Source organism: Variovorax sp. N23 (assembly GCF_025486315.1).
In the GTDB taxonomy this organism is placed as follows: domain Bacteria; phylum Pseudomonadota; class Gammaproteobacteria; order Burkholderiales; family Burkholderiaceae_C; genus Variovorax.
In genome coordinates, this window is the sequence record NZ_JAOOPY010000001.1 from 575,882 (window position 1) to 587,210 (window position 11,329).

The window sequence follows — 11,329 nt, forward strand, 5'->3', positions numbered from 1 at the left end:
GGCGGTTGCCGCATCGCACGCGCGCGACGCGTGCAGTTTTGCTCAGACCGCCGGTGCGGCGGCGTCCGCGGGCGCCGCGGGATCCGCTTGCGGTTCGAGCGCCCGCAGCGCGGCGAAGGTCGCGTCCATCTCGACGAGGAAGGCGTTCTTGCGGTCGTCCCAGACCTGGCGCTGTTCCACCGTGGTGCCGCCCGCACGGTAGATCTCGTGGTTGGCGGCATTGATCAGGGTGCTCAGCGCGGCCAGCTTGGTTTCCAGAAAGGCCGGCCGGGCGCGCCGCTCGGCCTCTTGCCGAAGCGTGTCGGCCTCGCGGCGGGCTTCTGCCGCGGCGTTCAGTTGCATCAGCAGCGTCATCGCGAGCGCCACCACCGTCAGGAAGCCCAGCGACGGTCCGATGATCCCGCCCATCAGGAAACCGAACTGCCCCCAGAGGCCGGCGGCAGTCGCGCTGTCCGTGGCGCCGGACGCGGCCTGCGCATAGCGCAGCGAGATGTAGGCGGCAAAGCCGAACAGTGCCAGCGCGCAGGCCAGCAGCACCCACGGGAAAGCGGCCAATGCCCGGCTGCGCCGGGAAGGCCGAGGGGAAGAGGTGTTGCCGGGCGTGTTCGACATTCGGGTCGGGTGGCCGGGCTCAGCCGAGGGCGATGTGCCCGCGCGACGCCGACGTGGGCTTGCGCACGCCGTCGGGGCCGTAGAAGAGTTCGGTGCTGGCCTGCAGGAAATGCAGGGCGCGTTGCGTGAAGTCGAGGTGGCTGTAGACCATCGAGCCGTTGCGCTGGTTGGCGTTGCGGGCTTCCTCGGCCAACTGCATCAGGCTCTTCCAGGCCTGCTCGGTCGCTTCGCCGGCCGCATGGGCCGCGGCGCTGGCGCCTTCGCTGCCGGGCAGGTGGCCCAGGGCGCACTGGGTGGCTTCGCGCACCACGTCGAGTTCGGCCATCCGGTCCATCAGCCGGGTCTTTTCCTCGGTGATGGCGGCCAGGTCATGGAAGCGGCCCTCGAGCATCGCCTTCTCCTCGCGGTTCAGGGCCGCGATAAAGTCTTTCAGGCACGAAATTTCGGCGCAGAGGTCGGCGAGCAGGGTATTCACGGCGTGGGCTTCGAGTCGATCAGGTCGCGCACGCTGGCCAGCAGGCCGTCGGCGATGCCTTCGGGGTTGATCTGGTAGCGGCCGGCGCGGATGTCCTCGCGGATCGCCGCGACGCGTTCCGCGTCGAATTCGCCGTTGACGGCGGGGTTGGGCATGGCGCGCACCCGTGCAGCGGATTTCAAGGCAGCCTCCTTGGCTCGTTCGGCTGCATCGGCGCCCGCCGCCGCGGCGGCGCTCGCCTTGGGCGCCGCCGCGAGGGGCGTGGTCGGTGGGGCGGGTGGATTGATCTTCACGATGGTTCCTTAGCAGGTTGACCCAGATATCGGCAGCTTGGACGAGAACTTTAGGCCGGGCGTGAAATTTTCCGCGCGACTCATTGCGACAGGACGATTTGCCCGTCCTCGTCGGCCACGCCCGTGACCATCCGTCCGTCCAGGGTCTTGGCCCGCGCCACTCCGCCCGCGGCGGCCTGCGTCAGGGCCCGGGCTTCGGTGCTGACGGTGAAGCCGGCGCCCTGCGCCACCACCTGGACCGACTGGCCCTGGTGGATGACCGTGGGCGCGCGCAACAGTTCCCGGCGCAACGGCGCGCCGGCGACGATGCGGCCGGTGGCGCGGACCCCCGCCAGTTCGCTGTCGTTGGTGACGACCGAGCGGGGCAGGGCGGCCAGGTCACCGGTCTGTGCGGTGAGGTCGGCCAGCCCGAGCGCGTCGCCGGGCTCGATGGTGCGGGTCGCCACGTAGTAAGTGCCTTCGACCTTCACATAGGCCGGCACGAAGCGTGTCCACGCGGCGCCGGTGCGGCAGCGCAGGCCGATCGACAGCCGCCCGCGCGCGGCGGCGCCGGTGGGCAGGAAGGCGTCGAAGGCATCGCAGTCCGGCAACTCGGCGGTGCCGGGCAGGGCGGCGGTCACCGTGGCCTTGCCGGGCAGGCCGGCCGTCTGGCGCTCGATCAGCCGTTCGATCGCGGCCATGGCCGGACCGGGGAGCGGCTGCGCGGCGCAGGCGGCGCCCGTGCCGAGCACGGTGGCCAGGGCCCCGAGGGTGGCGGGCAGCAAGCGGCGAAGAAGGTGGCGTGGCGTCATGGCATGGGGCGGAGCACGGTGCGCATACAGGGGCGCGGGGTGTCCTTGATGCGAGCAATTCTAGGGAGCGGACCCCGCCTGCGAAGTGAGGAAGTGACGCCGAAAACACCCTTTGTTCGACCCATTGCAAAAGCGGGCCGTGCATAGACTCGCTTTCCATCAGTCGCCACGCCTCGGCCGAAGCGATGCCCCTCCCACCCATGGAAGCACATGATGGACAAGCTCGATGCAGCTTTGAACTTCAACCGCGAAGCACTCAACCTGCGCGCCCAGCGCCAGGAGGTGCTGGCGTCGAACATCGCCCACGCCGACACGCCCAACTACAAGGCGCGTGACATCGATTTCAGCAGCCGCCTGACCGAGGCCGTCGAGCGCGGCCGGGCCTCGCAGTCGATGAGCATGTCGGTCACCTCATCGCGCCACATCCGCGCCGAAGCGCAGGCCATGCCCGACCAGAACCTGCTCTACCGCGTGCCCAACCAGTCCAGCATCGACGGCAACACCGTCGAGATGGACGTGGAGCGCATCAACTTCGCCGACAACGCGCTGCGCTACGAATCGAACCTCACGGTCATCGGTTCGAAGATCAAGACGCTGCTGTCGGCGGTCCAGCAATAACACGGTGACCACCGTCGGAGAGAACGCATGCCCTTTCCCAGCAACTCGATGAACATCTTCAACGTCGCCGGCTCCGCCATGACGGCGCAGTCGCAGCGCATGAACGTGACGGCGAGCAACCTCGCCAACGCAGAGAGCGTGGCCGGCCCCGACGGCCAGCCCTACCGTGCCAAGCAGGTGGTGTTCGAGGTCGCGGGCTCGGGCCGCAACGACGTCGGCGGCGTCAAGGTCGCGAACATCGTCGAAGACCCGTCGCCATCCAAGATGGTCTACGACCCGAAGAACCCGCACGCCGGGCCGGACGGCTACGTGGCCATGTCCAACGTCAATGTGGTCGAAGAGATGACCAACATGATTTCCGCCTCCCGCAGCTATCAGGCCAACGTCGAGGTGCTCAACACCGCCAAGACGCTGATGGTCAAGACGCTCACCGTCGGTCAGTAACTCTCCACTCCCACCTCCACACCATGGCCATCACTTCGACCTCCACCGTCGGCACCGACACCGCCGCCACCGCCGCCACCGCCACCGCGACCACCGGCACGTCCAATGCCGACAGCGAGAAGCGCTTCCTGAAGCTGCTCGTCACCCAGCTCAACAACCAGGACCCGCTCAACCCGATGGACAACGCCGAGCTCACCTCGCAGCTTGCTCAGATGAGCACGGTCAGCGGCATCGAGCAGCTCAACACCACGCTCAGCGGACTGGTGAGCCAGAGCAGCTCCAGCCAGGTGCTGCAGGCCGCGTCGCTGATCGGCAATGCCGTGCTGTCCCCCGGTAACGCACTGTCGCTGCAGATGTCGACGGACAGCGCGGGCACGAAGACGCCGCAGGATGTGCCTTTCGCGGTCGAGTTGCCGGCCAACGGCGCCACCGACGTGACCGTGACGATCACCGATGCGAACGGCACCAAGGTCCGCACGATGGAACTCGGCGCGCTGGGCGAAGGCGCCAACGGCGTCAAGTGGGACGGCAAGAACGATGCCGGCGAAGTGGTCGCCGAAGGCAACTACCAGTTCAGCGTGAAGGCCACCGGCGCCGGCGCCAACGTGTCGGCCACCGCGCTCACCTTCACGCAAGTGGCTGCCGTGAAGCAGGGCAGCAGCGGCGTGACGCTCGAACTCTCGACGGGCAAGAGCATCGCCCTGTCCGACGTGCGCATGTTCCTCTGAACCCGGCGATTTCATTCATCTCTTCATTGCACTGAAACAAGGACCTTCATCATGGCTTTTTCCCAAGGCATCAGCGGTCTGGCCGCAGCCGCTTCGAACCTCGACGTCATCGGCAACAACATCGCCAACTCCGGCACGGTCGGCTTCAAGTCGGCGGCCGCGACCTTCCAGGACGTGTATGCCGGCTCGCGCGTCGGCCTGGGCGCCTCGGTGGCGGGCGTGGTGCAGAACTTCACCCAGGGCGTGACGCAGACCAGTAGCCGCGGCCTCGACGTGGCCATCCTGAACGGTGACGGCTTCTATCGCCTGTCCAGCCCCAGCGGCGAAGTCATGTACTCGCGCAACGGCCAGTTCACCCGCGACAACAGCGGCTACATCATCAACGCGGCCGGCCTGCAGCTGACGGGCTATGGCGTGTCGGCGACCGGCACCATCAACGGCGGCACGCCGGCACCCATCCAGATCCCGACCGCCGCGATGACGCCGAAGCCGACCACCAAAATCTCCGCCGAGTTCAACCTCGACATGCGCCTGAAGACGCCGGCCAAGACGCCTTTCAACGCAAACGATTCGGACACCTTCAACTATTCCAACGCCCTCGGCCCCATCTACGATTCGCTGGGCGGCCCGCACGAGCTGGGCGCGTACTTCGTCAAGGCCCCCGCCCCCGCCACCAACACCTGGAACGTGTACGGCTCGGTCGACGGCACGACGATGACGTCGGGCGGCCCGCCGGCCACCCCGACCGTCTTGGGCACCTACACCTTCGATCAGAACGGCAACATGGCCACGCCCGCGAGCGGCGCCTTCACGGTCGGCCCGTTGACCTTCACCAACGGCTCGGCACCGTTGACCGCGACGGTCGACCTCACGGGCACCACGCAGTTCGGCAACGCCAATTCGATCAACGCGCTCAAGCAGGACGGCTACACCTCGGGCCAGCTGACCGCCTTCTCGATCAACCCCGACGGCACGATCACCGGCACCTACTCGAACGAGCAGACGCAGTTGCTCGGCCAGGTCGTGCTCAGCTCCTTCGCCAACCCGAACGGCCTCGAGCCGATGGGCGAGAACGTCTGGAAGGAGACGGCGGCTTCCGGGCAGGCCCTCACCGGCACCCCGGGCGCGGGCACCAAGCTGGGGTCGCTCGCCGCGGGCGCGCTCGAAGCGTCCAACGTCGACCTGACCTCCGAACTGGTCAACCTGATCGTCGCGCAGCGCAGCTACCAGGCCAATGCGCAGACCGTGAAGACGCAGGACCAGGTCATGCAGACGCTGATGCAGATCCGCTGACGCGCAGGCGCCGCCTTCCTTCATCTTCTTTCAGGAGCACCCAGTGGATCGAATGCTGTATGTCGCGATGAGCGGCGCCAAGCAGGCCATGGAACAACAGGCCTCGGTCGCCAACAACATGGCGAATGTCTCGACCCCGGGTTTCCGGGCGCAGGTCAACGCCTTTCGCGCGGTGCCGGTGGTCGGCGAGGAAGCGCAGACGCGTTCCTTCGTCGTCGCCACCACGCCCGGCGCCGACTTCAGCACCGGCCCGATCACCGAGACCGGCCGCGAACTCGACGTGGCGGTCAAGGGCGACGGCTGGCTGGTGGTGCAGACCGCCACCGGCGAGGCCTACACCCGCGTGGGCAACCTGCAGGTGGCGGCCGACGGCCAGCTCACGACCATGGGCGGCCGCCCGGTCGTCGGCGAGAACGGCGCGCTGGTCATCCCGCCCGGCGCAACCGCCACCGTGGGCAGCACCGGCCTGATCGCGGCGCGCGGTGCCGGTGACCCGGCCGTGGGCGTGGCCGAGGTCGGCCGTCTCAAGCTGGTGAACCCGCCGTCCACCGACCTCGTGCGCGGCGACGACGGCCTGTTCCGCATGCGCGAGGGCCTGCAACCCGCGGCGGCCGACCCGGCCGTCACCGTGATGAGCGGCGTGTTCGAGGGCAGCAACGTGAATCCGGTCGAGGCCATGGTGGCCATGATCGCCAACTCCCGCAGCTTCGAGATGCAGATGAAGTCCATCACCACCGCCGACACCAACGCGCAATCCGCCAACAAGTTGCTGGCCTACGGCTAAGCGGCCGAGCCCCGCGCCCGACGCCGTTCCACAGGAGTATTTCCCATGATCCGTTCCCTCTATATCGCCAAGACCGGCCTCGATGCGCAGCAGACGCAGCTGGACGTCGTCTCCAACAACCTGGCCAACGTCGGCACCACCGGCTTCAAGCGCAGCCGCGCCGTGTTCGAGGACCTGATGTACCAGAACATGCGCCAGGTCGGCGGCCAGACCTCCGACCAGACGCGCCTGCCCTCGGGCCTGCAACTGGGCACCGGCGTGCGCGTGGTCGCCACCGAGCGCCTGCACTCGCAGGGCAACCTCACCAAGACCGACAACCCGAAGGACGTGGCCATCAACGGCGGCGGCTTCTTCCAGGTGCTGATGCCCGACGGCACCACCTCCTACACCCGCGACGGCTCGTTCCAGAGCAATGCCGAAGGCCAGCTCGTGACCGCGAGCGGCTTCCAGGTGCAGCCGCAGATCACGATCCCGGCGAACGCCACCAGCATGACCATTGCCCGCGACGGCACGGTGACGGTGTCGCAGGCCGGCAGCACGGCCTCGGTGCAGGTCGGTCAGCTGCAGCTCGCGACGTTCCTCAACCCGACCGGCCTGCAGAGCATGGGCGAGAACCTCTACACCGAGACCGATGCATCGGGCGCACCCAATGCGGTCACGCCCGGCGTCGAAGGTGCCGGCACCCTGACGCAGGGCTACGTCGAGGCCTCGAACGTCAACGTGGTTGAGGAGCTGGTGAACATGATCACCACGCAGCGCGCCTACGAGATCAACAGCAAGGCCGTGCAGACCTCGGACCAGATGCTGGCCAAGCTCGCCCAGCTGTGATGACCATGCGCAGTTCCGCTTTTTCCGCATGCCGCAGTGCTGCGCCCGCGGCGCGCACGCTGGTGCTGCTCGCGGCCGTGGTGGCGGCGGGCTGTGCCCAGATCCCGCGCGAGCCGCTGGTGCACCAGCCGATGACGGCACGCGCGGAAACCTACGCCGCCTCGCCGACGCGGCGGCCCACCGGCGCGATCTTCCGCGAAGGCCCCGGCGCCAACGCCCTGTTCGAGGACCGTCGGCCGCGCAACGTCGGCGACATCCTGACCGTCGTGATCAGCGAGAAGGTCAACGCCAGCAAGACCTCCGGCGCCAACGCCAGCCGCAACGGCAGCACCACCGGCACCTTCGCCGGCGGCATCCCCAAGCTGCTCGGCTCGCTGCTCGATGGCCAGGACACCAAGCTGTCCGGCGACAACGTGCTGAAGGCGACCGGTGGTGCCAACGCCAACAACACCTTCAACGGCGTGATCACGGTGACCGTGACCGACGTGATGTCCAACGGCAACCTGCTGGTCAGCGGCGAAAAGCAGATGGGCATCAACCAGGGCACCGAGTTCATCCGGTTCTCCGGCGTGGTCAACCCGCGCACCGTCTCCGGCAGCAACACCGTCTCGTCGACGCTGGTGGCCGACGCGCGCATCGAATACACGGCCAAGGGCTTCATCGACGAAGCGCAGACCATGGGCTGGATGCAGCGCTTCTTCCTCAATGTGATGCCTTTCTGATGGCACTGCTTCAGAACCGAAAGAAACCTGCCATGCCTCTCCCGCGCACCCTGCGTTCAATTCTCGGTCTCGCGGCGCTGTGTGCGGCGGTGTCGGCTGCCCCTGCCCATGCCGAACGGCTGAAGGAGCTCGCGAGCATCCAGGGCGTGCGCGACAACCAGCTGATCGGTTACGGCCTGATGGTCGGCCTGGACGGCACGGGCGACCAGACGACGCAGACGCCGTTCACGGTGCAGAGTCTGAACAACATGCTGCAGCAACTGGGCATCACGATCCCGGAAGGCAAGAACATGCAGCTGAAGAACGTGGCGGCGGTGATGGTCACGGCCACGCTGCCGGCCTTCGCGCGGCCCGGCCAGAACATCGACGTGACCGTGTCGTCGATGGGCAATGCCAAGAGTCTGCGTGGCGGCACGCTGCTGCTGACGCCGCTCAAGGGCGTCGATGGCCAGACCTATGCGCTGGCGCAGGGCAACATGGTCGTTGGTGGCGCCGGTGCGTCGGCCAATGGCAGCAAGGTGCAGATCAACCAGCTCGGCTCCGGCCGCATTCCGGCCGGGGGCCTGGTCGAGCGTGGCGTCGAGGCGCCGCTCGGCGGCGACAGCACGCTGTCGGTCGAACTCAACCGTTCCGACTTCGGCACGGCCAAGGCCGCGGCCGATGCCATCAACCGCGAGTTCGGCGCCGGGACGGCCGATGCGCAGGACGCGCGCGTGATCGTGGTGCGTGCGCCGATGCCCGAGGCGCGCGTCGGTTTCCTCGCGCGGCTCGAAGCCATCGATGTCACGCCATCGCAGGCCACGGCCCGCGTGGTGGTGAACGCCCGCACCGGCTCCGTGGTGATGAACCAGAACGTTCGGGTGCAAGACTGCGCCGTGGCGCACGGCAACCTGTCGGTCGTGATCAACACCGAGCCGGTGGTGAGCCAGCCGGGCGCCTTCTCGGGCGGCCAGACGGTGGCGGCGCAGACATCACAGATTTCGGTCAACCAGGGCGGCGGCGCGCTGCAGATGGTCAAGGGCGGTGCGTCGCTGGCCGACGTGGTCAAGGGCCTGAACAGCCTGGGCGCGAACCCGCAGGACCTGGTGTCGATCCTCCAGGCCATGAAGTCCGCCGGCGCCCTGCGCGCCGAGCTCGAGATCATCTGAGGACGCGGCATGACCGTCACGGCATCCAATACCTGGAGCGGCGGCGATGTCGCCCGCAACGGCGCGCTGGACCAGCGCTTCGCGCTCGACGTTCAGGGCGTCAGCGACCTACGCCGTACCGTACGCAGCTCGCCGGAAGAGGGCCTCAAGCAGGTCTCGCGGCAGTTCGAGGCGATGTTCATGAACATGGTGCTCAAGAGCATGCGCGAGGCCTCGCCCTCGAGCGGCCTGATCGACGGGCAGAACGAGAAGGTCTACCGCTCGATGCTGGATCAGCAGCTGTCGCAGAACCTGTCCGGCCGCGGACTCGGGCTGGCTGAAGCCATGCTGACGCAGCTCCAGCGCGCGGGCGGCAACGCCGAAGGCGATGCCACCGGTAGTGCATCGAAGGGCTTCGCCCTCGACCGCCTGGTGTCGTTCCCGCTGAAGGAAAACGCGGGCATCCCGCTCGGCTCGTCACCCGGGCCACGTGCCGGTGGTGCCGACCTGAACCTCTACCGCGTCAACGGCGACCGTGGCGGTTCCGGTGGCGACAACCCGTCGCTGCAAGGGAAGGTCGATGACTTCGTCGCGCGCATGGGCAGCTCAGCCCAATCTGCCAGCGCGGCGAGCGGCGTTCCCGCACCGTTGATCCTGGCGCAGGCCGCGCTCGAGTCGGGCTGGGGCAAGCGAGAGATCCGCGGCGACGACGGCACCCAGAGCTTCAACCTGTTCGGCATCAAGGCCGACCGCAGCTGGAAAGGGCCGGTCGTCGAGACCATGACCACCGAGTACGTGGACGGCGAGCCGCAGAAGGTGCGTGCCAAGTTCCGTGCCTACGGCTCCTACGACGAGGCCTTTGCCGACTACGCCAAGTTCATGACGCGCAACCCGCGCTACGCCGACGTGCTGAGCACCGACGACCCGGCCGCGGCGGCCCATGGACTGCAGCGCGCCGGCTACGCCACCGACCCCGACTACGGCCACAAGCTGGTTCGCATCATGCAGAAGTTCGGCTGAACGCCCGGCGCTGCCGACCTGGTACCTCTCCCTGAATCCCCCGCGCACAGACCACCGAAAGACACCCATGGCAGAAGTACTCCACCGGCCGAACCAGGCGATCGCCATCCCCGCCGATGGGCGGCTCGAAGTCGTGACCTTCACGCTCGGCCTAGAGGAATACGGCATCGACATCCAGCGCGTGCAGGAACTGCGCGGCTACGACACCGTGACCTGCATCGCCAACGCGCCGGCCCACATCAAGGGCGTCGTGAACCTGCGCGGGATCATCGTGCCGATCATCGACATGCGCATCAGGTTCAACCTGGGCGAGCCGCGCTACGACGAGTTCACCGTGGTGATCGTGCTGAACATCGGCGGCCGCGTGGTGGGCATGGTGGTCGACAGCGTGTCGGACGTGATCACGCTGAGCGCCGATCAGATCAAGCCGGCGCCGGAGATGGGCTCGGCGATGGACACCGACTACCTGATCGGCCTGGGCACGCTGGACGAGCGGATGCTGATCCTGGTGGACATCGACCGCCTCATGTCCGGCGAGGAGCTGGGCCTCATCGAGAAGCTGGCCGCCTGAGCCGTGCCCGACCGAACCATAGAACGAGAGACATATGAAAAACTGGAAGATCGGAACGCGCCTGGGCACTGGCTTCGCGCTGGTGCTGGCGCTGGCGGCGGTGATCGCGGCCATCGGCGTGATGGGCCTGCAACGTGTGGGCGACGGCACGGAACGGATGGCGCAGCGTTCGCTGGCCAAGGAACGCCTGGCCGCCACCTGGCTGCAGGCGACCAGCAACAACAGCGTGCGGACCTTCGCCCTGGTCAAGAGCAACGACGCCGCGGTGCAGGCCTACCTGCAGGAGAACATCGGCCGGACCAGCAAGCTGATCTCCGAGACGCAGAAGAAGCTCGAGGCCATGCTCGAAACGCCGGAAGAAGAGGCGCTGAGCGCCGACATCAAGCGCCGGCGCACCGCGTACATCGATCTGCGCAACGCGATCCTCAAGCTCAAGGCCGAAGGCAAGCAGGACGAGGCCGGCCAGATCACCGACAGCCGCCTGGTGCCCATGCTGTCGGGCTAAGACGGCAGCATCCAGGCCATGCTGGCGCACCAGCAAAGCGAGATCGACCGCACCGCGGCCGGCATCGACGCGCTCTACCGCTCGGGCCGCATCGGCCTCATCAGTCTCACGCTCGCCGCGCTGGCCCTCGGGGGCGCGTTGGCCTGGTGGCTGACGCGCGGCATCACCCGGCCCCTGGGGCGTGCCCTGGGCGTTGCGCAGGCGGTGGCCGCCGGTGACCTCACCCAGGAAGCGGACGTCGACTCGACCGACGAGGTCGGCCAGCTGCTGCAGGCCCTCAACGAGATGAACCGCAACCTGGCGAAGATCGTCGGCGAGGTTCGCCACGGCACCGACACCATGGCCACCGCCTCCAGCCAGATCGCCTCGGGCAACCAGGACCTGTCCTCGCGCACCGAGCAGCAGGCCAGCTCGCTGGAAGAGACGGCCGCCTCGATGGAGGAGCTGACCTCGACCGTCAAGCAGAACGCCGACAACGCGCGCCAGGCGAACCAGCTGGCCGCGTCCGCCTCCGAAGT

At 67.8% G+C, this 11,329-nt stretch carries 16 protein-coding genes; 12 read left to right on the forward strand and 4 right to left on the reverse strand.

Annotation, left to right across the window (positions count from 1 at the left end; genetic code table 11):
- Positions 1–42 precede the first annotated feature (42 nt).
- The 4 genes from N8A90_RS02765 to flgA form a co-directional block, all read right to left on the reverse strand.
- Positions 43–612: a hypothetical protein gene (locus N8A90_RS02765; protein ID WP_262073109.1), complete on the reverse strand. Its 570-nt coding sequence runs from the start codon at positions 610–612 to the stop codon at positions 43–45.
- Between the two features lie 19 nt (positions 613–631).
- Complete coding sequence (locus tag N8A90_RS02770; protein WP_262073110.1) at positions 632–1,087, reverse strand: flagella synthesis protein FlgN; 456 nt, start codon at positions 1,085–1,087, stop codon at positions 632–634.
- On the reverse strand, positions 1,084–1,380 hold the full coding sequence (flgM, locus tag N8A90_RS02775; protein ID WP_262073111.1) for a flagellar biosynthesis anti-sigma factor FlgM: 297 nt from the start codon (positions 1,378–1,380) through the stop codon (positions 1,084–1,086). The genes N8A90_RS02770 and flgM overlap by 4 nt, the downstream gene beginning before the upstream one ends.
- Before the next feature lie 80 nt (positions 1,381–1,460).
- Positions 1,461–2,171 carry a flagellar basal body P-ring formation chaperone FlgA gene (gene flgA / locus N8A90_RS02780; RefSeq protein ID WP_262073112.1) on the reverse strand — a complete coding sequence of 237 codons (711 nt, stop codon included), beginning with the start codon at positions 2,169–2,171 and terminating at the stop codon, positions 1,461–1,463.
- 210 nt (positions 2,172–2,381) lie between these two features.
- On the opposite strand from flgA, the gene flgB reads away from it, so the two are divergent.
- From flgB to N8A90_RS02840, 12 genes are all read left to right on the forward strand, one after another.
- A complete protein-coding gene (flgB, locus tag N8A90_RS02785; protein WP_262073113.1) occupies positions 2,382–2,789 on the forward strand; it encodes a flagellar basal body rod protein FlgB in 408 nt (135 codons plus the stop codon).
- A gap of 48 nt (positions 2,790–2,837) precedes the next feature.
- Positions 2,838–3,233 carry a flagellar basal body rod protein FlgC gene (gene flgC, locus N8A90_RS02790; protein ID WP_410087628.1) on the forward strand — a complete coding sequence of 132 codons (396 nt, stop codon included), beginning with the start codon at positions 2,838–2,840 and terminating at the stop codon, positions 3,231–3,233.
- 23 nt (positions 3,234–3,256) lie between these two features.
- On the forward strand, positions 3,257–3,961 hold the full coding sequence (locus N8A90_RS02795; protein ID WP_262073115.1) for a flagellar hook assembly protein FlgD: 705 nt from the start codon (positions 3,257–3,259) through the stop codon (positions 3,959–3,961).
- A gap of 51 nt (positions 3,962–4,012) precedes the next feature.
- Positions 4,013–5,254, forward strand: coding sequence for a flagellar hook protein FlgE (flgE, locus tag N8A90_RS02800; RefSeq protein WP_262073116.1), 1,242 nt, complete (start codon positions 4,013–4,015; stop codon positions 5,252–5,254).
- A 43-nt stretch (positions 5,255–5,297) separates the two neighbouring features.
- Positions 5,298–6,038, forward strand: a complete 741-nt coding sequence (flgF, locus tag N8A90_RS02805) for a flagellar basal-body rod protein FlgF (protein WP_262073117.1) — start codon at positions 5,298–5,300, stop codon at positions 6,036–6,038.
- Between the two features lie 45 nt (positions 6,039–6,083).
- Positions 6,084–6,866, forward strand: coding sequence for a flagellar basal-body rod protein FlgG (gene flgG, locus N8A90_RS02810; protein WP_262073118.1), 783 nt, complete (start codon positions 6,084–6,086; stop codon positions 6,864–6,866).
- A complete protein-coding gene (locus N8A90_RS02815) occupies positions 6,863–7,588 on the forward strand; it encodes a flagellar basal body L-ring protein FlgH (RefSeq protein ID WP_410087621.1) in 726 nt (241 codons plus the stop codon). Before flgG ends, N8A90_RS02815 begins: the two co-directional genes overlap by 4 nt.
- Positions 7,589–7,620: 32 nt before the next feature.
- Positions 7,621–8,736: a flagellar basal body P-ring protein FlgI gene (locus N8A90_RS02820; protein WP_262073120.1), complete on the forward strand. Its 1,116-nt coding sequence runs from the start codon at positions 7,621–7,623 to the stop codon at positions 8,734–8,736.
- 9 nt (positions 8,737–8,745) lie between these two features.
- Positions 8,746–9,735, forward strand: a complete 990-nt coding sequence (gene flgJ / locus N8A90_RS02825) for a flagellar assembly peptidoglycan hydrolase FlgJ (protein WP_262073121.1) — start codon at positions 8,746–8,748, stop codon at positions 9,733–9,735.
- Positions 9,736–9,802: 67 nt separating this feature from the next.
- A complete protein-coding gene (locus N8A90_RS02830; protein WP_262073122.1) occupies positions 9,803–10,306 on the forward strand; it encodes a chemotaxis protein CheW in 504 nt (167 codons plus the stop codon).
- Positions 10,307–10,340: 34 nt separating this feature from the next.
- Positions 10,341–10,811: an MCP four helix bundle domain-containing protein gene (locus tag N8A90_RS02835; protein ID WP_262073123.1), complete on the forward strand. Its 471-nt coding sequence runs from the start codon at positions 10,341–10,343 to the stop codon at positions 10,809–10,811.
- A gap of 18 nt (positions 10,812–10,829) precedes the next feature.
- A partial coding sequence (locus tag N8A90_RS02840; protein WP_316043998.1) for a HAMP domain-containing protein occupies positions 10,830–11,329 on the forward strand: 500 nt, incomplete at its 3' end.